Origin of the sequence: Fulvimarina pelagi HTCC2506 (assembly GCF_000153705.1) — a bacterium.
GTDB classification, from domain to species: Bacteria; Pseudomonadota; Alphaproteobacteria; order Rhizobiales; family Rhizobiaceae; genus Fulvimarina; species Fulvimarina pelagi.
Map to the genome: position 1 here is coordinate 2,094,670 of NZ_DS022272.1, position 23,470 is coordinate 2,118,139.

General features: G+C 60.5%; 20 protein-coding genes. 8 read left to right on the plus strand and 12 right to left on the minus strand.

Going from position 1 to position 23,470, the window contains the following annotated elements; translation table 11 throughout:
* Nucleotides 1–4: 4 nt before the first annotated feature.
* The 3 genes from FP2506_RS09750 to FP2506_RS09760 are packed head-to-tail and all read right to left on the minus strand — an operon-like array spanning nt 5 to nt 3,164.
* Nucleotides 5–382 carry a Na+/H+ antiporter subunit C gene (locus tag FP2506_RS09750; protein WP_007067298.1) on the minus strand — a complete coding sequence of 126 codons (378 nt, stop codon included), beginning with the start codon at nt 380–382 and terminating at the stop codon, nt 5–7.
* Nucleotides 382–801, minus strand: a complete 420-nt coding sequence (locus tag FP2506_RS09755) for a Na+/H+ antiporter subunit B (RefSeq protein ID WP_007067299.1) — start codon at nt 799–801, stop codon at nt 382–384. The genes FP2506_RS09750 and FP2506_RS09755 overlap by 1 nt, the downstream gene beginning before the upstream one ends.
* A complete protein-coding gene (locus tag FP2506_RS09760) occupies nt 798–3,164 on the minus strand; it encodes a putative monovalent cation/H+ antiporter subunit A (protein WP_007067300.1) in 2,367 nt (788 codons plus the stop codon). Before FP2506_RS09760 ends, FP2506_RS09755 begins: the two co-directional genes overlap by 4 nt.
* Nucleotides 3,165–3,439: 275 nt before the next feature.
* On the opposite strand from FP2506_RS09760, the gene FP2506_RS09765 reads away from it, so the two are divergent.
* The 3 genes from FP2506_RS09765 (at nt 3,440) to FP2506_RS09775 (ending at nt 7,546) form a co-directional block, all read left to right on the plus strand.
* Nucleotides 3,440–5,554: a S9 family peptidase gene (locus FP2506_RS09765; RefSeq protein ID WP_007067301.1), complete on the plus strand. Its 2,115-nt coding sequence runs from the start codon at nt 3,440–3,442 to the stop codon at nt 5,552–5,554.
* A 105-nt stretch (nt 5,555–5,659) separates the two neighbouring features.
* Nucleotides 5,660–7,123: an MFS transporter gene (locus tag FP2506_RS09770; RefSeq protein ID WP_148227529.1), complete on the plus strand. Its 1,464-nt coding sequence runs from the start codon at nt 5,660–5,662 to the stop codon at nt 7,121–7,123.
* A gap of 210 nt (nt 7,124–7,333) precedes the next feature.
* A complete protein-coding gene (locus tag FP2506_RS09775; protein ID WP_040489074.1) occupies nt 7,334–7,546 on the plus strand; it encodes a hypothetical protein in 213 nt (70 codons plus the stop codon).
* Nucleotides 7,547–7,637: 91 nt separating this feature from the next.
* Here FP2506_RS09775 and FP2506_RS09780 read toward each other — a convergent pair whose 3' ends face one another.
* The 5 genes from FP2506_RS09780 to FP2506_RS09800 form a co-directional block, all read right to left on the minus strand.
* Complete coding sequence (locus tag FP2506_RS09780; protein ID WP_007067304.1) at nt 7,638–8,570, minus strand: cytochrome c; 933 nt, start codon at nt 8,568–8,570, stop codon at nt 7,638–7,640.
* A gap of 138 nt (nt 8,571–8,708) precedes the next feature.
* The gene (locus FP2506_RS09785; RefSeq protein WP_148227678.1) at nt 8,709–9,200 is read right to left on the minus strand and encodes a cytochrome c; all 492 of its coding nucleotides are present in this window, start codon (nt 9,198–9,200) and stop codon (nt 8,709–8,711) included.
* 154 nt (nt 9,201–9,354) lie between these two features.
* Nucleotides 9,355–9,957 carry a superoxide dismutase gene (locus FP2506_RS09790; protein ID WP_007067306.1) on the minus strand — a complete coding sequence of 201 codons (603 nt, stop codon included), beginning with the start codon at nt 9,955–9,957 and terminating at the stop codon, nt 9,355–9,357.
* A 207-nt stretch (nt 9,958–10,164) separates the two neighbouring features.
* Nucleotides 10,165–10,713: a cytochrome P460 family protein gene (locus tag FP2506_RS09795; protein ID WP_007067307.1), complete on the minus strand. Its 549-nt coding sequence runs from the start codon at nt 10,711–10,713 to the stop codon at nt 10,165–10,167.
* Nucleotides 10,714–10,839: 126 nt separating this feature from the next.
* The gene (locus FP2506_RS09800) at nt 10,840–11,721 is read right to left on the minus strand and encodes a branched-chain amino acid aminotransferase (RefSeq protein WP_040489076.1); all 882 of its coding nucleotides are present in this window, start codon (nt 11,719–11,721) and stop codon (nt 10,840–10,842) included.
* A gap of 216 nt (nt 11,722–11,937) precedes the next feature.
* Here FP2506_RS09800 and FP2506_RS09805 point away from each other — a divergent pair, with 216 nt between their 5' ends.
* Together FP2506_RS09805 and FP2506_RS09810 are read left to right on the plus strand one after the other, a co-directional pair.
* Nucleotides 11,938–12,684, plus strand: coding sequence for a L,D-transpeptidase (locus FP2506_RS09805; protein ID WP_007067309.1), 747 nt, complete (start codon nt 11,938–11,940; stop codon nt 12,682–12,684).
* A gap of 185 nt (nt 12,685–12,869) precedes the next feature.
* The gene (locus tag FP2506_RS09810; protein ID WP_007067310.1) at nt 12,870–14,441 is read left to right on the plus strand and encodes an FAD-dependent oxidoreductase; all 1,572 of its coding nucleotides are present in this window, start codon (nt 12,870–12,872) and stop codon (nt 14,439–14,441) included.
* A 79-nt stretch (nt 14,442–14,520) separates the two neighbouring features.
* On the opposite strand, the gene FP2506_RS09815 is transcribed toward FP2506_RS09810, so the two are convergent.
* The 3 genes from FP2506_RS09815 to FP2506_RS09825 form a co-directional block, all read right to left on the minus strand.
* A complete protein-coding gene (locus FP2506_RS09815; protein WP_007067311.1) occupies nt 14,521–14,781 on the minus strand; it encodes a TM2 domain-containing protein in 261 nt (86 codons plus the stop codon).
* On the minus strand, nt 14,778–15,017 hold the full coding sequence (locus tag FP2506_RS09820; RefSeq protein ID WP_148227530.1) for an NINE protein: 240 nt from the start codon (nt 15,015–15,017) through the stop codon (nt 14,778–14,780). The genes FP2506_RS09815 and FP2506_RS09820 overlap by 4 nt, the downstream gene beginning before the upstream one ends.
* A 130-nt stretch (nt 15,018–15,147) precedes the next feature.
* The gene (locus FP2506_RS09825) at nt 15,148–16,749 is read right to left on the minus strand and encodes a helicase HerA-like domain-containing protein (protein ID WP_007067313.1); all 1,602 of its coding nucleotides are present in this window, start codon (nt 16,747–16,749) and stop codon (nt 15,148–15,150) included.
* A 716-nt stretch (nt 16,750–17,465) separates the two neighbouring features.
* On the opposite strand from FP2506_RS09825, the gene FP2506_RS09830 reads away from it, so the two are divergent.
* Together FP2506_RS09830 and FP2506_RS09835 are read left to right on the plus strand one after the other, a co-directional pair.
* Nucleotides 17,466–19,289 carry an HWE histidine kinase domain-containing protein gene (locus tag FP2506_RS09830; protein ID WP_007067314.1) on the plus strand — a complete coding sequence of 608 codons (1,824 nt, stop codon included), beginning with the start codon at nt 17,466–17,468 and terminating at the stop codon, nt 19,287–19,289.
* A 157-nt stretch (nt 19,290–19,446) separates the two neighbouring features.
* Entirely contained in the window at nt 19,447–20,499 is a 1,053-nt protein-coding gene (locus FP2506_RS09835; protein WP_007067315.1) for a magnesium transporter CorA family protein, read from the plus strand.
* Nucleotides 20,500–20,505: 6 nt separating this feature from the next.
* Here the strand turns inward: FP2506_RS09835 and FP2506_RS09840 are convergent, their stop codons facing one another.
* Entirely contained in the window at nt 20,506–21,510 is a 1,005-nt protein-coding gene (locus FP2506_RS09840; protein WP_007067316.1) for a KpsF/GutQ family sugar-phosphate isomerase, read from the minus strand.
* A 169-nt stretch (nt 21,511–21,679) separates the two neighbouring features.
* Between FP2506_RS09840 and FP2506_RS09845 the strand changes: the two genes are divergently transcribed.
* A complete protein-coding gene (locus tag FP2506_RS09845) occupies nt 21,680–23,470 on the plus strand; it encodes an outer membrane beta-barrel protein (RefSeq protein WP_040489077.1) in 1,791 nt (596 codons plus the stop codon).

The following is a 23,470-nucleotide window of genomic DNA, read 5'->3' on the forward strand; positions in this document are numbered from 1 at the left end:
TTCGTCAGTAACCAAGGGGCGGCAGCCCCTCGTCCTCGGGTTCGGCGATGCGCATCTCGTCGGTGTCATCCGTGTCGAGATCCTGGAACGCCCGATAGGAGAGGACGAGCAGGAAGGCGAAGAAAGAAAAGGAAATCACGATCGCTGTCAGGATCAACGCTTGGGGCAGCGGGTTTGCGATCATCTCACCCGGCACCTCCAGACCTTCAGGAATGATTGGCGGGACGATCGATTGGATGCGGCCGTTGGTGAAGATCAGAAGATTCACAGAATTGCCAAGGAGCACGACACCCAGCAGCATGCGGATGATGTGTTTGGACAAGATGAGATAGACCGTCACCGCAAAGAGCGCGGCAACGACGAAGCAAAGCGCGATCTCCATCAGTCGGTCTCCGTTTCCTCAAGGGCGAGTGCTATCGACGAGATCGCACCGACGACGACGAGATAGACCCCAATATCGAAGAACAGTGGCGTCGAGAGTGCCACCTCTGTGCCAAGAAATGTGGGGAATGCCCATAATCCGGTGAGGAATTCGACGCCGATCAAGAGCGAAAGGACGCCTGAAAGAACCGCAAGCATCAGCCCGGCCGCCGCAATGGCCATCGGATGAAAATGCAAGGCCCTTCGTACCGGCGCGACACCACACGCAATGCCGTATATCGCGAAGGCCGAAGCTGCGATGAGGCCACCGATAAAGCCGCCGCCAGGCTCGTTGTGGCCGCGCAGCAGCACGAAAATCGAGAACAGCACCATCAGGCTCGTCAGGTACGGCGCGGTGAAGCGGAAGATGATGGTTCTCATGGGGTTACCTCCATGGGATCGTTCGTTCGGATGCCGCGCCGGCCGACCCGGATGCGGATAAGGGCGAGCACCGCTAGGCCGGCAGTCATGACCACCGCAATCTCACCCATCGTATCAATGCCGCGGAAGTCGACGAGGATGACGTTCACGATGTTGCGCCCGTGTGCGATGGCGTAGCTGTAGCGTTCGAAGAAATCAGAGAGGCTGCGATCGAAATCGCTCTGGACAACCGCGAGAAGGAAGAGGCCGAAGCCGATACCGGCCAGAACGCCGATGGTCGCGTCAGGCAGTTTCTGTGCGAGCGGACGATGGTCGCTCGGCGACAACTTCAGCCGCGTCATCACAAGTGCGAGGATGACGACCGAGAGGGTCTCGACCATGAACTGCGTGAATGCCAGATCGGGCGCGCCTTGTAGCATGAAGATGAAAGCAACGGCATAACCCTGGATGCCGAGAGAAACGATTGCTTGGAGGCGGTTTCTGGAGACAACCACGGCGAGGATCCCGAAGACGATCAGGCCGAGGATAATCCACTCATAGGGCAGGAGATCGGGGAGTTCCGGAACACTTGGGAAACCATCCGCCCACCACATCGAACCGAACAGTGCGGCAACGAGCGCAATCATGACCGTCGTCATGTAGTAGTCGAGCCGGCCCGGCTGGACGATCAGCGTGACGCCAAAAGCCAGGCGTACGAGGCCACGCATCGCCTGGTCGAAGCCATAGTCCGGTCCCCAGCCGATCGCAGCGAGGAACTGGGCGAGCTTCTGACGGATCTGCGTTGAGGCCAGATAAATTATTACGCCCAGAACGATCGTCAGGCAGGAGAGCGCGAATGCGAGATTGAGATGCGGCACCCAGCCGATCTCGATCTCCACCGCCTCGCCGTAGGAGGCCGTTGCCATCGGGGAAGAAAAGAGCTCGTGGTAGACGCCGTAGTAGAGAGCGCCGACGAGCGACAGTGCACCGAGCACCAGCGGCCCCAGCCAGACTCTGAGACCACTCTCATGCGGATGGTCGATATGCTGCGGCTTGGTGCCGACGAAGGGTTGCAGCGCGACTATGAAAGCGGCGGCGAACATCAGCGCGTTGCCCGCGATCGCCGCGATCAGCAGAGCGACGTGATAGAAATCGCCGTATTCGAGCGCGTGGTAAATCTCTTCCTTGGCGAGGAAGCCGACGAAAGGCGTGATACCGCCCATGGAGAGTGCGCAAAGTAGTGCTGCGACGAAGGTAATCGGCATGTGCCGCGCAAGCCCGCCGAGCCGGTGAATTTCGCGGGTATGGGCACCGTGGTCCACCGAGCCGGCAACCATGAAAAGCCCGCCTTTGAACAGCGAGTGGGCGATCAAATAAAGCGTCGCCGCAATGATCGCGGTCTCCGATGAGACACCGATCAGCATGACCAAAAGCCCGAGGGAAGCGACAGTCGTGTAGGCGAGCGTTATTTTGATGTCGCTCGCGCGGACGGCCAGCAGCGCACCAACGACTAGGGTGATCGCCCCGAAGATCGGTAAAATGGTCATCCAAAGCGTCGTCTCGCCCAGCGCAGGATGCATCCTGAGAAGCAGATAGACGCCGGCTTTCACCATGGTGGCCGAATGCAGATAGGCCGAGACGGGCGTCGGCGCTTCCATCGCGTTCGGAAGCCAGATGTGGAAGGGCATTTGCGCCGATTTCGTGAAGGCGCCACAGAGAACGAGAATCAGGACCGCCAGATAATACGGGCTTTCGCGCAAGGCGTCGCCCGCTTCGAGAATATCACTGAGAGAGGTGAGGCCATGCAACTCTCGAATGGCGATGAGGCCTGCGAGAAGCGCTAGGCCGCCGCCGCCAGTAATGACCAATGCCTGGACAGCTCCCCGCCGCGCCTTCTCCCGAGTATGGTCGAAGCCGATCAACAGGAATGAGGTGATCGAGGTGAGTTCCCAGAAGACGAAAAGCGTGATGAGGTCATCGGCGACGACGAGCCCGAGCATCGAACCCATGAACATCAGCATGAAGGAATAGAACTGGCCCTGATCCTTGTGGCCCTTCATGTAACCACCGGAATAAAGGATGATGAACGTGCCGATCCCCGTGATCAGCAGCGCGAACACCATCGAAAGGCCGTCCAGGCGGAACGAAAAGGCGATGTCAAAACTGGGGATCCACTCGAACCCCCAGCGATGCACGGTACCCTTGGCAATCTCGAAGATGCCGCGCAAAAAAATGACGAAAGCGGCGGCCGGTGCTAGCGCTAGAAGCCAGGTGGAATGGGATTTGAGGACCGAAGTGAGGAGCGGCGCGACAGCGGCTGCGAGAAAGGGCAGGATCAATGCCACATAGCCGAAGTCGGAGACGAAGCCGTTCAATTGATCCATCAGCGCCCCATCCCTCCTTGAGTCCTGCATCCGGTCGCCCAAACGCATCGATCCGTTTCTTCATAGAAACCGTGTCCGCTCGGGGCAAGCCATAGCGGCCGTGAAAGCGCACTCGGTTCGAACGCGGAATCAAAACCTCCTCACGACTTCGTAGTGTGCGACATGGCCCGAGTTTTGCTCGAAGCGCCCAATCGGCTATCGTGCCCCCTCACGCCTTTGGCGGTGCGTTCGTGCCGCCGGCTCCCAGACATTCCGTCAAGTCCCGAGCGAGTTTGATGCCCGTTAATCTCCCCAGTCCGCCCACGGCCGAACGCCTTATCGAGCGAGATACGCGCCATGGTATTGCGAGATCGGACGAATATGCCTGGCTGAGAGCTGCGAACTGGCAGGATGTCTTCAAGGATACGAGCGTCCTCGATCCGTCGATCCGCATTCATCTGGAAGCGGAGAATGCCTATGCCGAAGAGGTGATGGGCGACACGAAGGAATTGCGCGAGGCGCTGATCGCGGAGATGCGCGGACGCATCAAGGAAGACGATTCGTCCGTACCCGCGCCCGATGGCGACTTCTCCTACGGCGTCGCCTACGAGGCCGGCGCGGAATATCCGCGGTTCGTACGCTACCGGCGTGGCGCAGAAACATCGAGCGAGCCGCATATCCTCGTCGACGGCCCGAGCGAGGCGGCGGATCGGTCCTATTTCTCCATGGGCGGCGTCACCCATTCGCCGGATCACACGACGCTTGCCTGGTCTTATGACGACAAGGGATCGGAGTATTATCTCCTGGCGATCCGCGATGCCGAGTCAGGCGCAAACACTGGTACGGTGATCCAGGACACAAGCGGCGCGGCGGCCTGGGCGTCCAATTCACGCGGCTTCTTCTACACTCGGCTCGACAAAAACCACCGACCGAGCAAGGTCTTCTACCACGCGCTCGGCAGCGATCCGGACGAGGACCGCCTGATCTACGAGGAGACCGATTCGGGGTTCTTCATGGGCGTCGGCAAGAGCCAGTCCGGCCGGCTCGTGCTGATCGACATTCATGATCACGAGACGTCCGAATGCTGGATGATCCCGGCCTCGAACCCGGCAGCAGAACCGCGGCTGATCGCCGAGCGGGAGACAGGCATCGAATATGATGTCGATGAGGGAGAAGACTGCCTCTACATTCGCACCAATGCCGACGGCGCGCGCGACTTCAAGATCGTCACGACACCGATGGACAAACCAGAGCGTTCCGCATGGGTGGACGTCGTCCCTCATGAAGAGGGCAGGCTCATCATCAGTCATATGGCACTCAAGCGGCATCTCGTCTGGCTGGAGAGGCGTGACGGCCTGCCACGCATCGTCGTGAAGAAATTCAACAGCAGCCCCGATCCGACCGACGGGCCTGAGCATTCAATCGCCTTCGATGAAGAAGCCTACTCGCTGGGCCTCATCGGCACCTACGAGTACGACACCGACGTCATCCGATTCTCGTATTCGTCGTTGACGACGGCGGCGCAAACCTTCGAATACAATGTCGAGACCCGCGAGCGGACGCTCCTGAAGACGCAGGAAGTGCCGTCCGGCCACAACCCGCAGAATTACGTAGCGCGGCGCATCTTCGCACCGGCAAAGGATGGCGAACTGGTGCCTGTCTCGGTGGTACATCACAAGGATACGCCGATCGACGGTTCGGCACCTTGCCTACTCTACGGCTACGGCTCCTATGGAATATCGATCCCTGCCTCGTTCAGCACCAACACGCTCTCTTTGATCGATCGTGGCTTCGTCTACGCCATTGCGCATATCCGCGGCGGCAAGGACAAGGGGTTCGCGTGGTACGAAGCAGGCCGCCGGCAGAACAAGGCGAACACATTCACCGACTTCATCGCCGCCGCCAATCATCTCGTGGCGGAGAACTTCACGAGCGAGGGGCGGATCGTCGCCCATGGCGGGTCGGCGGGCGGCATGCTGATGGGCGCAGTCGCGAACATGGCGCCCGCGACATTTGGTGCGATCGTCGCCGTCGTACCATTCGTTGACGTCCTCAATACCATGCTGGACGACACCCTTCCGCTGACACCGCCGGAATGGCCCGAATGGGGCAATCCGATCCTGTCAGGCGAAGACTATCAGGTGATCGCGGCTTATAGCCCTTACGACAACGTGAAAGCGCAGGCCTATCCGCCGATCCTGGCGCTCGCCGGCCTTACCGACCCTCGTGTCACCTACTGGGAGCCGGCGAAATGGGTCGCCAGGCTCAGGGCGATGAAGACCGACGACAATCCCGTCATCCTGCGTACCAATATGGATTCCGGCCATGGCGGCGCCTCTGGACGCTTCACCAAGCTCGAAGAAGTCGCCTATATCTACGCCTTCGCGCTGAAGATGACCGGGACGATCTGAACCGTAGGCAGATTGAAGCCACTCCCGTCCCCTTTGCTTTCCCGCCGCCGTTCAGGTGACGAGCGGCGCTCGTTTTTCGCCCGCGAAGGACGAGGAAAGGCCTTTATGTTGACGACGACCGCTGAGAACAAAGATAGCCTGGAAGGCGACCCGCGCCGCTGGATCATCCTCGCGGTGCTTCTGCTCGCGGGTTTCATGAATCTCGTCGACGTGACGATCGTGAACGTGGCGGTGCCCAGCCTGACCGCCGACCTCGGCGCATCAAGCGCGGAAATCGAATGGGTCGTTGCAGCCTATATTCTTTCGTTCGCCCTTGGACTTCTGCCCTTCGGGCGGCTCGGTGATATTGTCGGACGCAAGCGGATGTTCCTGATCGGCATATCCGGGTTCACGGTCGGCTCGGCGCTTTGCGGCCTCGCCCCGACCATCGGTCTCCTCATCGCGTCGCGCTTCGTCCAGGGCCTGTCGAGCGCAATGATGATGCCGCAAGTACTCGCGCTCGTTCAGGTCACGTTCTCACGTGAGGAACGAGGTTTTGCCTTTTCGCTGTTCGGAGTGACTGCAGGCATGGCCGCTGTCACCGGCCCTCTTGCGGGTGGCGCCCTGATCGCGGCCGACATCTACGGGCTCGAGTGGCGGCCGATCTTCCTCGTCAACATCCCGATCGGCCTCTTCGCCTTGGTCATGGGTTGGCGGCTGATCCCGCGGACCCGGCGCGGCGATTATGAGCCGTTGGATTTATGCGGTGTGGCGCTCGCCGCGCTCGCCGTTTTCACGGTCGTTTTTCCGCTCGTCGAAGGCCGCGAATTCGGCTGGCCGTGGTGGTGCTTCGCGATGATGGCCGCGAGCCTGCCCATGGCCACTGCCTTCGTGAAATGGGAGGCCAGACGTGCCCGGATGAACAAAACGCAGCTTCTGCCGATAAGCCTTCTCACGAATCGCCATTTCCTGCTCGGCCTTACGATGACCGCGACGCTGTTTGCCGGAATACCCGGCTTTTTCTTCGTGACGGCGATCTTCCTGCAGGTCGGTTTCGGGTTCACGCCGCTCGAATCGGGGCTTGCGACAACGCCGTTCTCCGTCGGCGTCTTCATCGCCTCGCTCGTTTCCGGGCGTTTCGGTTCGGCTTATGCGAAGGCACGGTTGGTCACAGGGCCGCTCATTCTGGCGAGCGGGATGATCTATCTGCTCACGGTGGTCTCGGGCGTCGACCAGACGACGGACCACTGGGCGTTCACCGCTCCCTTGGTGCTCGCCGGCCTCGGCATGGGCATCACGGTCGCGCCGCTCTTCGCAACGATCCTGACCGTCGTCGATAACCGAGACGCGGGTTCTGGATCAGGTGCCCTGCAGACCTTTCAGCAGATCGGTGGCGCCCTTGGCGTTGCAGTCCTCGGACAGATCTTCTTCGGCGTCCTCGGCAGTTCGTCATCGCCGGAGACATACAAAGCAAGCTTCGAAGCCGCTCTCAGCGTCCAGATCGCTCTCTTCCTCACACTGGCCTTGCTGGCGAGCCGCCTTCCGTCCGGAGCCCCGGAGGTGGAGAGATTGGCGGGCGAGGCGCGCTAGCCGATGCGTAAAGGATCGAGTGCCAGGCTCGCGCCTGGTCCCTCCGCATCTCCCTCCACGTCTGTGCGATGACGGCCCACATTCCGAAGAGGATCGTCATCTCTGTCGCTTATCTTTCGCAGTTCTTCGAAACAAACCCAAAGGAAAGAGCAGCTTCGCGAAAGCTTGGCTACCTACCAATATTTTCATTGGTGGTAGGAGGCTTGGGCGATGACAATGGTGCGTCTGGCAGCGACGATCGAGAAGGCGTTCCTGGAGAGTAAAGCTTGGCGGGAGGGGCGCAAGGCTTACTTCCTGCACGGTGAAGCAGCGACCTGCCCTTATGCGTCGAGCGATCCGCTAGGCTATTACTGGCGCGCCGGTCTGCAGCTTGAAAAGTGGAAGCCGACTATAAGCGGAGAGGCGCCGGCCTCAGCGGCGTAACACGGAGTTTTCGTTCATATGGACGGAATAGTCGCCGTGTCGGGGTTTCACCCGTATCGTTGGATAGCCACGCGACTTATTATGATCGCGGTCATTCTGCCTCGGCACCAATCGGCGGTACTGCCTTCAGGTAGGCGGCGATCGCTTCGCGGTCTGCGGCAGGCAATTGCGCGAGGTTCTCCTGCACGTCCACCATCGAGCCACCGACGGAGTCGAAGTCGGGCGTGAAGCCACTCTCGAAATAGTAGGCGAGATCGGATTCGGACCAGGAGCCTACACCGGCTTCGGAAGAGGTTATGTTGGGAATGCGGCCGTCGCCGTCGGGGTTTGGACCGCCTGCTAGCCATTTGCTCTCAATCATCCCGCCCGCACCCATGAATGATCGAGGGGTGTGGCACTGGCCGCAGTGCCCCAGGGCCTCGACGAGATAGCGACCGCGTCCGGCCGATTCCCCGGCATCCTCCGGAAGGGCAACGATCGGCTCGGACGCGTCGTCAAGAAAGGCGAACTTCCAGACTCCAACACCTCGGCGAATGTTGAAGGGGAAGGGAATTTCGTTGTCGGGCGCCGCGTCAGCAACGGCAGGAAGCGTCTGTAAGAACGCCCAAAGATCAGCCAAATCCTGATCCAAAATGCGGGCGTAAGAGGAATAGGGGAACGCCGGATAATAGTGCTGGCCGTCAGGTGAGACGCCCTGTTTCATAGCGTTCGCGAAATCGGTGAAGCTCCAGTTCCCGATCCCAGCGTCAGGATCGGGTGAAATATTGGGGGCATAGAAGGTTCCGAAATCTGACTCGATTGGATCGCCGCCACCGAGTCGCAACTTCTCCTCTTCCTCGGCATCCCCGTCGGCATGGCAAGATGCACAACCCCCCGCCCAGAAAACGAGTTCGCCTCGCTCGGCATTGCCCGTCTTGGGGTTCGGAAGAATTGCCGCATCAAGCGTCGAAGGAGCAGTAAGGAGCCAGCCCACACCTGCTACTACGAGGGCGACCGTAAGAAAGGCGATTAGGGCGCGTTTCATAGAGTTCGGCGACGATGCTTTTCACTCAAGGGAGAATGCCCGCGCTACAGCCATCATTCGTGATGATCCCGAAGAGCCTCGAGCAGGGTTGGCCGACCTCCAAACGCGGCGATCGGCCGGAGTTCGGATGTGACTGGATCAGTCGTCGTCGATGCGGAAGTCCTCGTGGCAGCCTTTGCAGTTCTCTGCGACCATGCCGAACTGCTGCCGAAAGGATTCTAGGTCCTCCACACTCGCTTCCATCGCTGTGGCAGATTCCTCCTGGAACTTAGTCAGCGCGGCCTCGAATTCCTCGGGCTGTTCCCAAATGGCCGGAGCGGCTTCGGTCTCGTTGCCGGTCTTGGAGTCCTCGGGGAAGTAGTCGCCAAATTTCATGGCGACGCCGTGGATGTCATTGAAAATCTGCTTAGCCTTGGCGGCGTCGAATGGCTGCTCGCCCTTGATCATGGCGCTCGCCGCCTTGGCGGAGTCACCGTTCGACTCCATCAGTTCCTGTCGCTCCTTTATGGGGGCAGTGTTCTGCGCGACGGCACTTGCAGCAAAGAGCATGCTCGCGGCTGCAAGGATGGATGTTGAGATGCGGAAGGAGGAAATTCGCATAGGTCGATCGGGCCTCCGAGGTTGGAACATCACAGGAAGAAGATAAAAGCGTTTGCCGGTGCGGCAATTCTTCCGGGATGACAAGTCATGACGTCTTCGTGATCCGAGACCTGCAATGCTCCCAAAGAAAAGGCCCCGCCAGCGGTAACGGCAGGGCCTCTAGTATCATACGAACGACGTTGGGTCAGTTCGTTGCCTGGCGATACATTTCTTCGACATGTTCCCAGTTGATGAGGTTATCGACAAAGGCCGACAGGTATTTCGGACGAGCGTTGCGGTAGTCGATATAATAGGAGTGCTCCCATACATCGACGCCGAGGATGGGCGTCGCGCCGTGAACCAGAGGGTTCTCGCCGTTCGGCGTCTTCATGATCTCCAGCTTGCCGTTCTCGACCGCGACCCAAGCCCAGCCCGAACCAAACTGACCGGCGCCGGCGGCTTCGAAATCAGCCTTGAACTTGTCGTAGCCGCCGAGGTCGCGGTCGAATGCGGTCTTTAGTGAACCCGGAAGGTTCTTGCCGCCGCCATTCGGCTTCATCCATTTCCAGAAGTGAATGTGGTTGTAGTGCTGAGCGGCATTGTTGAAGAGCGGCTGGTTGGATCCGTGCGAGGCCTTGACGACTTCTTCGACCGACTTGCCGTCCATGCCGGCTTCCTTGGCCAGCTCGTTGCCCTTTGTCACATAAGCGTTGTGATGCTTGTCGTGATGATATTCTAGCGTCTCCGCCGACATGTAGGGGCCGAGCGCGTCATAGGCATAGGGAAGGTCAGGTAGCTCGAAAGCCATGTTTCATCTCCTCTTGGATTCGCCAGAGTTTCGGTGACGCGCGGAGCTTCATTTGCGCGGCGCTCACCATTGAAACGAGAGCTAGAGGGGATGCGGCGCAATGCCAGCGGGTTCGGTGCTATCCGCCGAAGAAATTCCGGTCGTTCGATCGTTCGACCGCCCGGCGGACGCTCGCGTCGCGCCGGGGACAGGACACGCACTTACGGCTTACCAGTCGGACCGGTCCGTCGTGTAGAGGAAATCTTCGCCTGTCGCTTTGCTATGGCAGGCGATACAGCCGGCTTCCGCATTGCCCTTGGCGACACGTCCGGCCAATGGGATGCCCTGCGGATTCGACTGCAGGGATCCGTCCGGAGCAAATTTGGCGTAAAACCAGTCCTGATTTTCGGTGTCGTAGCCATCTTCGCGTTTGAACATCACGGTCACTGAGTCCATTGCAGCGCCCGGATCGACCAGAACATCGGAAGCTTCCTCGCCCAGATAGTTGCGTTTGATGATCAACGATCCGGAATGGCCATCAATTTCGGCGTTCGTGTAGAAGGTCTCGAGCATTTCCCCATGCGGCTGGCTACCGGTGTATGGGAAGGCATGGATTGCACCGTCGCCTGCAAGGTTCTTGTCGACCATGGCCGACCAGACCTTTTCTGCGTAGTCGGTGTCTTCAGCCTGCCCGAAGGGAGGGGTCTGCGCAAAGACGGTTGTGGAGATCAATCCGGCTCCCGCGAACAGGAGCGTAGCGGCGTAACGTTTGGTCATCGGTCGATATCTCCTCCTCGAAGTCCGACAGCGGCCATCGCTGGGGCTTACTTTAGAGAATTCGCCGCCGAAAAAGAGAACGTTACGGAATATTCGGTCCGCTCGACGAGACTGACTGCTCTGGCCTCAGGCCACACCAGCCTTCGCGAACTCCCAGTAAAGCTCGCGCGAACGTCTGTAGAAATGGCCCGGCTGGAAGGAGACGCTCTCGAAACGCGTGATCGGGACGACCTTCGAATGGTTGCCGGTGGAGAACAGTTCGTCCGCTTCAAGGAAATCCTGCGGCCGGAGCGTCTTCTCGATCACCTCGACGCCGTCGGCGCGCAGGCATTCGATCACGCGTGCGCGTGTGATGCCCGATAGGAAACAGCCGTTTGCAATCGGCGTCATCACGACGCCGTTCTTGGCAAGGAAGATGTTGGACGTCGCTGTCTCTGCGACATTGCCGAGCATGTCGCACATCAAAGCGTTGTCGTACCCGCGAGAGCGGACCTCGGTGATTGCCCTGCCGGAATTGGGATAGAGACAGCCGGCCTTGGCGTCGGTCATCGCGACCTCGACCGTCGGTCGGCGGAAGGGTGACAGCCCTAGAGTGAAGCCAGTCGGCTCCATCATCGGCGACTCGAAGAGATAGAGGCAAAAGACAGTCGAGGACGGCTCCGGCGGCACGCCCATGAAGCCGCCGGCCGTCGCCCAATACATCGGCTTGACGTAGATTGCGGTGTTTCCATCGAAATCAGCGATGCCTTCGAGAACCAACCTCTCGATCTCTCCGGAGGCCATCGTTGGCTCGAGACCCATCGCCCGCGCGGACCGATTGACGCGCTGACAGTGGAGGTCGAGATCGGGTGACAATCCCTCGAACCAACGCGCGCCGTCGAATACAGAGCTACCGAGCCAAAGACCGTGAGTAGCAGGGCTCACGCAGTTCAACGCGCCTTCGTGCCACCTTCCGTCGAACCAGGTCCGCGAGCGCCGGTCGGGCGTCCCTTGCGCGTCTTTAGCCATTCGATCGTCCCTGCCTGTTGAAGGTCCCGCCTCTCGCGAGCGAACCGCCCTTGGACCGCTACGCTCGTCCCTTACACCATCCGACACCCAGATCACTTGAACGTGAGACGAGGTGTACCGCGCGGAACTCGATGTAGCATGTGAGGCTTAAGCTTCGAAAGAACCTGTGTCAGCGCCATCAAGAGCGCGTCACAGATTGGCTGGAGAAAACCGAACATGACCTCGCTTCATTCGCGACGCAAATTCCTTATGGGTCTTGGCCTGACAGCTGGCGCTGCACTCGCAGGGTGCTCGTCATCCGGTCCGCGCGCCCGCATTATCGGGATGTCGGCGTTCAACGCCGATGGCGGTCCATCCGGCTATGATAGCCGATCGGGATCGACCTTCGGCGCACCGAGCGCCCGGTATCGCAGGATGTACGATGCCGTCTATGACGGCGGTTACCGAATTCCAGCGGTCGACCTCTCACGGGTCAATCCGATCTACTATCGGCAGGAAGTCGCCGATCCGACTGGCGAGGCGCCGGGCACAATTGTCGTCGATACAGCCAACAAGTTCGCCTATCTCGTTCAGCCAGGCGGCAGGGCGATGCGCTACGGCGTTGGCGTTGGACGGGCCGGCATGGAATGGTCGGGCCGTGCCAAGGTGCAGTGGAAGAAAAAATGGCCGACCTGGACGCCACCCGCAGAGATGATCCAGCGCAAACCCGAACTCGCGGAATACTCCGCGGAGAATGGCGGCATGGAGCCCGGCATCGGTAATCCGCTAGGCGCGCGCGCTCTCTATCTCTTCCAGGGTGGACGCGACACGCTTTATCGTCTGCATGGTTCCCCCGAATATTGGACGATCGGCACGAACAACTCCTCCGGCTGCATACGGTTCATGAACCAGGACATCATCGATCTCTACGATCGAGTGCCATCCGGCACCCAGGTTCTGGTGACGCAAGGCGGGATCGCCTGAGACGAACTGTCGCCGTCGCAGCATATCGAACGGGTCGCGCTTCGCGGCCCGTTTTGCGTTTGAGGCGACAGCAGATCACCAAGCCGGGTTTCCAGCCGGAACGGGCGTTCCATCTTCCAAGTTGGATCGCAAATATCGAACATGCATCGCGGCGGCTCGCCCACGCGCCATAAGGATAGACGACAATGCAGCATGATGTCCTCGGACTCGACGAATTGGGGCCCGACGAGCTGAAAGAAGTCGAAGTCGGCGAAACCAAGCTGCTTCTGGCCCGCGACGGCGAACGTGTCTTCGCGACTGGCGCCAAATGCACTCACAAAGGCGCGCCGCTGAAGAACGGCACGCGGGTCGCCAATACGGTTATTTGCCCATGGCATCATGCCATCTTCGACCTCGACAGCGGCGACCATATCGAGCCGCCCGGCCAAGGCTGCCTGACCCGCTTCGTCGTTTCGGTGCAGAATGGCCGGATCATGGTCGAGGTGCCGGAAGGCGCCCACATCCATCGGCCTGAGGTGGCCCAGAGCGAGCGCAAGACCGGCGGCGATGCAGTGTTCGCGATCATAGGCACGGGCGCAGCGGGGCTCGCCTGCGCCCAGGAACTCGTAAAGCGCGGCTTCGACGGGCGAATCGTGATGATCGGTCAGGAGGACACGCCGCCCTACGACCGTACCGACCTTTCAAAGGCCTATCTGAAGGGCGGGACGACGCCCGAAAAGATGACGCTCGCAAGCCGCGATGAACTGCACGATCTTGGCATTGAGCGAGTCCATGCGCGAGTGACGAAGATCGATGCAGAAGCGCGGCATCTGACGCTCGAAGGCAAGGGCGCACCTTCGGAACTAACCTACGACGCCTGCTTCGCGGCGCCTGGAAGCGGTTCCGCTCAGCTGCCGATCGAAAATGCCGATATGCCGAACGTCTTCACCCTGCGTAGCCTGAACGACGGCAAGGCGCTGCTTGGGGCGGCCGAAGTCGAAACGGAGATTGTTATTGTCGGCTCAGGCTTCATCGGAATGGAGGCCGCGGCTGCGCTCGCGGGCGACGGGAGGAATATTACCGTCGTGACGCCAGAGGAGTTGCCCTTCGCTTCCAAATGGGGCGATGCCGTTGCCAGGCAGATCACCGAGCAGCACAAATCCAAAGGCGTCACGATGAAGCTCGGCGCCAGGGTTGAGAAGATCGAAGCGTCCGACGGGATGGCGACTGGCGTGACCACCGAAGGGGGTGAGACGATTCGTGCCGGGCTCATAATCCTAGCCGTCGGAGCCAAGCCCAATCTCGACGCCTTCGGCGATCTCGCGAAGGACGGGAAGGTCTCGGTCGATGCGAACCTCAGGGCCGCCGATCGCCTGTGGGTCGGCGGCGACGTCGCCGACTTCCCGCTCTATAAGCGCGGCTATTCCACCCGGATCGAGCACTGGCGCGTCGCCGAACAGCATGGCCGCCATGCGGCCCGGGCCATGCTGGGGGATGAGGGCGCCTTCGCCGGTGTGCCGTTCTTCTGGTCGGCACAATACGGGCCGATCCACTATGTCGGCCATGCGGAAAGTTACGACGACGTCCATATCGAGGGCGATATCGAGAACGGCAGCTACACCGCCTTCTACATCAAGAATGGCAAAGTCATTGCCGGCATCGGACGCGGCAAAGCGGACGTCACCGCGGAACTCCACGCAGCGATGCTGTCCGACCCGGCGCCGAGCGCGGAGAAACTGAAAGCGGCGGAATGGAAGCCGCAAAGTCTGATTGTATAGGCAACGAAACCAGAGAGGGACGCTTGAGGCGCCCCTTACTTTCGCAAAAGACGTACCCTGTCACCCGACCCTGATCTGATCAGAGAAGTGCGCGATCGTCACGCTCGCGCAGGGCAATGCTGCGTTCCAGATTCTCCTCCCGCACCATGCCCGGAATCAGGAACAGATCGATGATCTGTCCGATATAAAGGAAGCCGAGCGTCAGCAGCCAGATTGTGCCGGAGACTGGCCGACCGTTGTAGAAGCGATGAATACCGCAGACGCCGAAGAAGCAGGAGCACCAAAGAAGGTAAGACACCGCCTTCGACTTCTCTTCGGCCAGGGGTTGATTGATCGTCATCGGCGGATCCTGTCACGATCGTAGCCAGCGAGCCGATTTTCCATGTTTTGTTCGCGAACCATTCCCGGGATCAGGAAGAGGTCGATAATCTGGCCGATGCCGAGCAGACCGCCGGTGAGCAACCAGAGAAGACCCGTCCACGGGCGGCCGAGGTAGAAGCGGTGGAGACCGCAGACGATGAACAGGCAGCAGAACCACAAGAGGTATGAGGTGGCCTGAGATTTCTCGCCGTTCATCTGCATCGCTCCATCACCTGTTCGCCGCTCAATCGGTGCGGCACCCTACCTGGGGATGTGGTGCGCCGATGGGTCAAATAAAAGCCGTGGTCTTCAATCGGCCGGATCCCGAGATTTCGGGCGGCCGAAACTACCGGCCCTTCTTCAAGCTGCCTAGAATTCCCCGGACCACGGCCCGCGTCACGGTGGAGGCGAGTGTCCGACCGACCTGCTTCATGATCGTCTCCGCCACGGACTGGCGTTGATAGCTCGAAGCCGAACGACGCCTGCGGCGCGGAGCGCGCCGGTCGGACGGCACCTCTTCGTCGTCGTAGTCCTGGGTGTCGTCGCGCCCGCCGGAACCGAAATCCGGCATCTGGAATCCGGTCCGGGTGCGGCGCGGCTCTTCCTCTTCGCGACGCCGGGCCTCCTCTTCGCGCTTAAGCTCGTCCTCGGCGCGGCCGGCAAGCATTTCGTAGGCCGATTCTCGGTCGACGGGATGATCGTACTTGCCGGCGACCTGGCTCCTGCGGATGAGTTCGGATCGCTGGTCGTCCGTGATCGGGCCGAGACTGGCCGCGGGTGGACGGATGAGCGTGCGCTCGACGACGGAGGGGACACCCTTCGGTCCGAGCGTCGAGACCAGTGCCTCGCCGACACCGAGATTGGTGATCGTCTCGTAGGCGTCGAATTCCGGGTTCGGCCGAAAGGTCTCCGCAGCGGTCCTCACCGCCTTCTGTTCGCGCGGGGTATAGGCGCGCAGCGCATGCTGCACCCGGTTGCCGAGTTGGGCGAGCACGCTGTCCGGCAGGTCGAGCGGGTTCTGTGTAACGAAATAAATGCCGACGCCCTTCGAGCGGATGAGCTTCACGAGCTGTTCGATCCGTTCCAGCAGGATCTTGGGCGCGTCGTCGAAGAGAAGATGCGCCTCATCGAAGAAGAAGACGAGCTTGGGTTTCTCCAGGTCCCCCACTTCGGGCAGTTCTTCGAAGAGTTCGGAGAGAAGCCAGAGCAGGAAAGTGCCGTAGAGACGCGGGTTCATCATCAGCTTGTCAGCGGCTATGATGTTCACGACCCCACGCCCATCGCGATCGGTCCTCATCAGGTCGGCGATCGAAAGGGCCGGTTCGCCGAAGAATTGCTCCGCACCCTGCTGCTCTAGGACGAGCAGCGAGCGCTGAATCGCACCCACCGACGCTTTCGTCACATTGCCATAGGTCTTTGAGATCTCGGATGCACTCTCCACTACGTATGCGAGCATCGCCTGGAGGTCCTTTAGATCGAGGAGGAGCAGGCCCTCGTCGTCGGCGATTTTGAACGCAATGTTGAGGACGCCTTCCTGGGCGTCGGACAGGTCCATCAGCCGCGAAAGGAGGAGCGGCCCCATCTCGGTGACGGTTGTTCGAATGGGATGGCCCTGCTCGCCGAAGATGTCCCAGAAGACGACCGGGAAGTAGTCGCGATAATAGGGATCGAGGCCGATCTCGGAGGCGCGTTTCGTGAGGAAATCCTTGTCTTCGCCTCTCGCGGAAATACCGGAAAGATCGCCTTTGATATCGGCACAAACAATAGGAACGCCGGCTTCCGAAAACCCCTCAGCGAGGATCTGCAGCGTCACCGTCTTCCCGGTGCCGGTCGCACCGGTGACGAGCCCGTGTCGGTTGGCGAGCTTCAGATCGAGGTATTCGCCCTTCTTGTTGGCATTCGAAGGATCACGGCTGGTACCGAGATAGATCTTCCCGTCTTCCCGCATGTCCGCGACCCTTATTTCTCGATCTCGTCATCGCTTAAAGCTGAGGCTGCGTTGCGGAACAAGTCGGGTGTCCGCAGATCTCACGGCGTTCATGAGAACAATCACGTTCCAGGCCCCGGGCCTGCCGCGGGACATCCAAGGAAGAGGCACGTTTCGAGCATCACAATGGAACGCCAGCAAACCGTTTGTATATCGATCGGAGTCGAGGTCGGCCTTGGAGGTAAGGCGAAAAGATATGCTTCGATAGACCGAGGTGAGGGTCGGTAGCTTCGGCAGCATTCGAGCTCTCAGAGTGTGATTGTCGAAGCCGACAAGACCGGAATGGAAGTGGTACATGTTCGCCGTTCGTATCGGTGGCATTACCGGCGATGACAGCGCGTGGCTCGAAACTGACACCTGTCGGTTCTTTCACCGAGCGGACTCGGCCTGTCGCTCAAACAGCACGCCGGTAATGCAGAGACCACGCGCCAGTCAGTGTCGGACCTGAACACGTCCTCCGTTGCCCTCCGGCAACACTAGTTGCGCATTCGCTAGCGAACCGCCGCCGCGCCGGCTTCGCGCATGTCCACAAACCCCGCGGCATGGCGAAATCTGCATCGCAGGTGTTATTTCACAGGCACTCGCGGCGCTTGTCACATTAAGGCAAGTCGGGTCTAGTTCCACGCGAGTGACGGCACCCCGCACACGGCTTCCGGCGAAAGGTCGAGCTGATTCGAGTGGCGCGAGCCGTCGAGGGGGCAAAGCCGGATCCGACACTCTTCGTCGATTCGGCCAAGCGGCAGGGCATCGATTTCATGAGCCTCGGCAAACGGGCGGGCCAGTCTAAACGGCTTCTGCGTTGGGGGCGTGTGCCTCTGCCTCGGGGTCGCCTGCGTTTGAGCCGTCTCGCTCACGCGATGCTGCGCCCATCCTTGCTTGTCTATCTGACCACGCTGACGTTGATGGTGCTCACGCCGGCGCTCCTCTTCAGCGCCTTGCTGATCTACCGATTTTCCGACCAACAGCAGGAACTCGCCCGAGCACAGGTGGGCGACATGGCTGAGATCGTTTCCAACGCCTTCGATCGCGAGGTTGTCGGGCTCTTGGCGACGGCGCGCGTTCTGGCAACCTCGGTCACCATCGGTCGTGAGGATTTCACTATCTTTCGCGAACGTTCCGTCCGCGCATTAGAGCAGAGCGGGATTGTCGCCGATCTTGTCGGTGAGGACGGCGAAGTCATCGTCTCCTCTAGCAGTGCTCCCTACGAGCCGATCGTCCAGAAACACGAACGGCAAATCATCGATGCTGCACGCGAAACTGGACAAATCGATGTATCCGGCGTCGCTTTCGATCCCCGTTTGGAAAAGCTCGTCTTCATAGTCGCCGTTCCAACAGAAGAACGCGGTGGAGCTCGATATGTCGTTGCGCTGACCAAGCCACTCGACAGCCTCGAAAACGTCATCAACGAGGAGAGCCTGCCCGGGGCCTGGTCAGTCGTTGTCGAAGACGAGGACGGAGAGCAGGTTTTCTCCGGTGGAGCGTCGAACGGCCAGATGTTCGGCCCACGCAGGATCGAAAAAGAAGCCGGTCCGCCCATGCCGGGCTTCAGCGACAGCGACAACCTTATCGACGCCTCCAAAATCTCCGAACTCACCCATTGGCGAACGACTGTCACCGTCTCGAACGCCGCAATCGAACGGCCGATCATGCGCTCCTGGTTCGCGCTGATCGCGTTCGGTCTCATACTTACCGGTTTCAGCATCTTCCTTGGGGTGATGATGGGCCGACGCGTGTCACGGCCGATCCTTGCGCTTTCCAAACAGGCTCAGGCGATCGGGCGCGGCGAACCGGCGGGGAACGTAGCAACAGACATCGCCGAGATCGGCGAAGTATCGAAAGTGCTGAACCGGGCATCGCGCGACCGGATCGAGGCGGAGGAGCAAACCCGGCTCTTGATGCGGGAGATGACACACCGGGCGAAGAACCAGTACGCGCTGGTCGCTGCGATCGCCCGGCGAGCGGCTCGCGAAAGCGCCAACACCGGCGAATTTCTGAACACGCTGTCAGACGCCCTCGCCTCCCTCGCTCGCTCAGCCGAGCTTTTGTCGAACCAAGGCTGGGAGAGCGTCGAACTTTCGGCGCTGATCGAGAATCAACTCGCGGCCTTCGGCATCCAGACGAAACGCATCCGCTATGATGGTCCGCGGCTAAGGGTGAACGCCTCCATCGCCCAGACGATCGGACTTGCCCTGCATGAACTTGCGACGAATGCCGCCAAATACGGCGCTCTGTCAGTCGAAGACGGTTTCGTGAGGATCACCTGGTCCTATGCCGACAAGTTTGAAATGGAATGGCGCGAAAGTGGAGGACCGCCGGTAAAGAAGCCGAGCCGGTCAGGCTTCGGAACGCTGGTGACCCAAAAGATGACGGCACGCGGCCTTGGCGGTTCGGCTTCGATGAGCTTCGAAGAAACCGGCGTCGTCTGGAGCCTCGAAGCGCCGCCGGAAAGCGCCGAGCCTGTCGACGAAGCGGGAGAAAGCTCTCCCGAAAAGAGCAACTGACCGGGCGAATTCCCAGACGCGACGTCGCCGAGGGTGGAAGGCTCCCTGGAGGTGCGATGACCGTCTGCTCTATCCAGAGCGTTTCCGCGGGCGCGCATGAGACGATCGACGGCTGAGCTGGCTCAGCATCGAGAGGCGAAAGGATGGCCATTCCGGGATGATCAGCGTCTACCTGTCCGATGGGTCCCACATGACCCGCCGTCCGATCGACATAGCCAACGAGGCGGTTCCGGAGGAGGCTGTCTGGGTCGATCTTGCCGAACCGAGCGAGGACGAGATTCGCAAGGTCGAAGCCCTCGTCCGGGCGACGATCCCCTCTCGGGCGGAGATGATGGAGATCGAGATCTCCAGCAGGCTCTACAGTGACGCGAACGCCGAGGTGATGAATATTCCGGTCATCCACGGCCTCCATAGCGACCAGCCCTCTTTCGCCCCGGTGACCTTCATGCTGGCGTCGAAGCGACTCGTCACGATCCGCTACAGCGATCCAACGAGCTTCAAGATTTTCGCAGCCCGACTCTGCCACGATCCGTCCATCATGGGTCTTAAGAGGGACGAGAAACCGCTTCCGGGCACTTCCTCGGCCATGTCGGAGGCCGGCGAAGACCACAAAGCCGAAAGCCTGCTCGTCGGCATCCTGGAAACAGTGGTCGACCGAGTCGCCGATCTTCTGGAGACGATATCCACCGATCTCGATCAGATCGCGACGGATATCTTTTCCTCGTCGAGCCGCAAGAAGCCGATTGGAACGGTGGAGTTCAAACGCCTCCTGCGACGCATCGGCGAGGCCGGCGACCTCGCCTCGCGCGTTCGCGAGGCGCTGGCGATCTTCGATCGGCTGACGCCGTTCCTGCAACTCGTCCTCGACGGCCGCGAAAAGAACGCTCAAAGTCTGAGAAGGCGGCTGAAGATAATGTCGCGAGACGTTCGCTCTCTTAACGACTTCTGTTCGTTTCTTTCGAACAAAACGACCTTTTTACTCGACACGACGGTCGGCATGATCTCGATCGAGCAGAACGGCATCATAAAGGTGTTCTCCGTCGCCTCGGTCGCCTTCCTGCCGCCGACGCTGATCGCCTCCATTTACGGCATGAACTTCCGGATCATGCCCGAACTGGACTGGTCGTTCGGCTATCCGATGGCGATCGTGCTGATGGTGATGTCGGGACTGCTGCCGACGATCTATTTTCGTTCGAAGGGCTGGTTCTGATCAGCTTCACGCTACGCCGATCCGCAGGAGATCGTGCAGATGCACGATGCCGACGGGCTGCGCCTCGCGCACCACCATCAACGACGTGATGTTCGAAGCGTTGATCGTCTCGAGCGCCGCCATGGCGAGGGTGTCGGGCTCGACTGTCTTCGGGTTCCGGGTCATCACATCGTCGACGGTCTTGGCGAGAAGATCGGATGAGATATGGCGCCTCAGATCGCCGTCGGTGATAATTCCGGAGAGCCGACCAGCCTCGTCCGTGATCGCGACGCAACCGAAACTCTTACGTGACATTACGAGGATCGCCTCGGACATGAGGGTATTCGAGGTGACGAGGGGCATCTCGTCTCCAGAATGCATGACGTCTCCAACTTTGACGAGGCTCGCGCCCAGCTTGCCCCCGGGATGGTAGATGCGAAAATCCTGCGGAGTGAAACGGCGCTGTTCCAACAGGGCGACCGCGAGCGCATCGCCGAGTGCCATCTGGAGCGCCGTCGAGGTCGTCGGCGCGAGCCCATGAGGGCAAGCTTCCGTCGCCTGAGGCAACTGTAGAATCTCATCGGCGCTGCGACCGAGCGCAGAGTCGGGTTTTGATGTCATCGCGATGAGGGTGATCCCGAAACGGCGCGAATAGTCCAGAATTCCCTTCAATTCACTGGTTTCGCCAGACCAGGACAAGGCAAGGATGATGTCGTCTTGCCCGATCATGCCGAGATCGCCGTGATTGGCTTCCGCCGCATGGACGAAGAAAGCCGGCGTGCCAGTCGACGCGAAAGTCGCGGCCATCTTGGTGCCGATGTGGCCGCTCTTGCCGACGCCGGTGACGACGATGCGGCCGCGCATTTCGAGAATGCGCGCGATGGTGCGTTCGAACGCATTGGCCCGGTCGCCGACGAGACTTTCGCTCAGTGCCTTCAGTCCTTCGGCTTCAGTTGCGATCGTGCGAAGGGCGGAGAGGATCGCCGTCGACGGCTTACCTTCTGGATCGAAGGATTCGGAAGCACGCTTCATGATCTGGGACAATATAGGCTCTCAGGGCTTGGCTGCGGGCATTGGACGGAACGCGTCGGCCCGGTTTCAGCATTTCTTAACCATAAATCTTCATCTTTTCCAAAGGCCGCAGTTCAGCGACCGATCCTTGTGCCGTTTAAATGAGAGTCCGTTTCTGAGAATGACTGGTATGGGACACCGGAACGGACGTGCGTGGGCCGGCATAATCGCTGCCACCTCCGGTTTATCCGGGCTCTTCATGATGGCTCTGCCTGTCTTCTCCCAAGAAACCAGCCTTGGCGAGATCAGAGGGGCGTACACCAGCTCGCATTCAAGGCTCGGAACGGAGAGGCCGAACGACGCCGCCGACCGTGATCGGATGGCGCTCGGCCAACGCCGGCAAATTTTATTCGAGCGCGACGAAGCCCTTTCGATCGAAGAAGGCGAACTTCTTCGCGAGCTCTATCAGGACGAACGAAGTATCGATCGTCTTGACGACGACGAGTACGGGCAAGATGAACCGGTACCTGCGCAGACGGATGATTTCGACGTCTTTGCTGGTCCTGAAGGATCGCCCAATACTGTCGATCCCTTCGGGAACGACTTAGTCTCTAAGCCAATTTCGGCTGTTCCGCCGGATCAGGGTGAAAGGCTGGTCGACGAACCGTTCGGTCCCCAATACAACGAGACAGCCGATGGCGTGCTTCGCTCTCGGACTGCGAGCGATCCAGCCGGGCCGGTTCGGGAAACGCGCCAAGACTTCATGCTCGGCAACCCCCCTCTCGCCGCAGGCATCGCCGGCGAGACTTTGTCGTCGGACACGCTTTTGGACGACAATTCCCGGGCCCGCGCGCTGGAGCGAATTGTAAGGCCGGTGCGGGAGGAGGCTCCCTATGCTCCAGTTGGAGTTCGCGCCGGAACGCTGACGATCTATCCCGAACTCTATCAAGCCGCCGGCGCCACGACGAATATCGACGAGAAGGCCGGCGGCAAAGCTGGCGCCTTCTCTGAGACCGAAATTGGCTTGCGCGCTGTCACCGACTGGACGCGGCACGCAGGCGAGTTGAACGGCCGCCTGCGCTATCGCCGCGACTTCGGGGGCGAAGACGATCCGAACGATCCAGAAGCCTCGCTCGACGGGCGGATGGAACTCGATTTCGGCGCTCTCACCAGCGCTACCTTGCGAGGCGCAATCGCCTATCGCCGCGACGACGAGATCGATCTCGGAACAGGCCTCGCCGAAGGTACGCCCGAAATCCTGTCCGGCTCGCTCGGCGCGGAGGTGCGTCGCGAGATCGGGCGCGCGGCACTGACCGGCGGGGTGACGGTCGCCCGGGAACACTACCTCTCGACGGTGCCGGGTACGCCCGACCTGAGCTACACGACCGCGACGGCGACCGCACGCGCCGGCTACGAGCTGTCGCCGGCGATCAAGCCTTTCGCGGAAGCGAGCATCGGCCGCCGGTTCTACGACGAAACCAATGTGAGCGATGCCGATGCGACGATCCCCGCCGTTCGTGCCGGCCTCGAACTCGATCTCACCGAGAAGGTGCAGGGAGAGATCGCCCTCGGATATGCATGGAGCATGCCGGAGGAAGGAGAGACCACGTCTTCCCCGACGATAGACGCCAACATCACTTGGTCACCGCGCCGCGGCACCGATCTCGTCTTCGCTGCGCGCACTCAATTCGATCCGGAGGCTGCCGGCGTATCGAGTGCCGACTACGAAGCGTCGATCGGCCTGCTGCACGCGCTGAGCGCAAAAGTCGACCTCAACGGAACCCTTCGCGCGGAGCTCGAGACAACCGAGGGATCGCAGAACGATCCGCTTGGGCTCGCCGCCGAAGTGGGCTTCACCTACTGGCTCAACCGCACCCTGGCTCTTTCGGGTTCTTACGAATACGAACGGCGCTTCGAAGCCGATCCGGCCGACGACTGGGATGCAAACACCGTCATCGTCGGACTGCGCCTGCAGCGGTAG

Bases quoted from the DNA above. Each gene is read 5' to 3' on its own strand.
- FP2506_RS09810 (WP_007067310.1), top strand. From the start codon at position 12,870: ATGCAGCATGATGTCCTCGGACTCGACGAATTGGGGCCCGACGAGCTG.
- FP2506_RS09785 (WP_148227678.1), bottom strand. From the start codon at position 9,200: ATGTTCCAACCTCGGAGGCCCGATCGACCTATGCGAATTTCCTCCTTC.
- FP2506_RS09845 (WP_040489077.1), top strand. From the start codon at position 21,680: ATGGGACACCGGAACGGACGTGCGTGGGCCGGCATAATCGCTGCCACC.
- FP2506_RS09770 (WP_148227529.1), top strand. From the start codon at position 5,660: ATGTTGACGACGACCGCTGAGAACAAAGATAGCCTGGAAGGCGACCCG.
- FP2506_RS09775 (WP_040489074.1), top strand. From the start codon at position 7,334: ATGACAATGGTGCGTCTGGCAGCGACGATCGAGAAGGCGTTCCTGGAG.
- FP2506_RS09755 (WP_007067299.1), bottom strand. From the start codon at position 801: ATGAGAACCATCATCTTCCGCTTCACCGCGCCGTACCTGACGAGCCTG.
- FP2506_RS09820 (WP_148227530.1), bottom strand. From the start codon at position 15,017: ATGAACGGCGAGAAATCTCAGGCCACCTCATACCTCTTGTGGTTCTGC.
- FP2506_RS09790 (WP_007067306.1), bottom strand. From the start codon at position 9,957: ATGGCTTTCGAGCTACCTGACCTTCCCTATGCCTATGACGCGCTCGGC.
- FP2506_RS09765 (WP_007067301.1), top strand. From the start codon at position 3,440: ATGCCCGTTAATCTCCCCAGTCCGCCCACGGCCGAACGCCTTATCGAG.
- FP2506_RS09825 (WP_007067313.1), bottom strand. From the start codon at position 16,749: ATGCGGGAAGACGGGAAGATCTATCTCGGTACCAGCCGTGATCCTTCG.
- FP2506_RS09835 (WP_007067315.1), top strand. From the start codon at position 19,447: ATGATCAGCGTCTACCTGTCCGATGGGTCCCACATGACCCGCCGTCCG.
- FP2506_RS09760 (WP_007067300.1), bottom strand. From the start codon at position 3,164: ATGGATCAATTGAACGGCTTCGTCTCCGACTTCGGCTATGTGGCATTG.
- FP2506_RS09750 (WP_007067298.1), bottom strand. From the start codon at position 382: ATGGAGATCGCGCTTTGCTTCGTCGTTGCCGCGCTCTTTGCGGTGACG.
- FP2506_RS09815 (WP_007067311.1), bottom strand. From the start codon at position 14,781: ATGACGATCAATCAACCCCTGGCCGAAGAGAAGTCGAAGGCGGTGTCT.
- FP2506_RS09780 (WP_007067304.1), bottom strand. From the start codon at position 8,570: ATGAAACGCGCCCTAATCGCCTTTCTTACGGTCGCCCTCGTAGTAGCA.
- FP2506_RS09840 (WP_007067316.1), bottom strand. From the start codon at position 21,510: ATGAAGCGTGCTTCCGAATCCTTCGATCCAGAAGGTAAGCCGTCGACG.
- FP2506_RS09795 (WP_007067307.1), bottom strand. From the start codon at position 10,713: ATGACCAAACGTTACGCCGCTACGCTCCTGTTCGCGGGAGCCGGATTG.
- FP2506_RS09800 (WP_040489076.1), bottom strand. From the start codon at position 11,721: ATGGCTAAAGACGCGCAAGGGACGCCCGACCGGCGCTCGCGGACCTGG.
- FP2506_RS09805 (WP_007067309.1), top strand. From the start codon at position 11,938: ATGACCTCGCTTCATTCGCGACGCAAATTCCTTATGGGTCTTGGCCTG.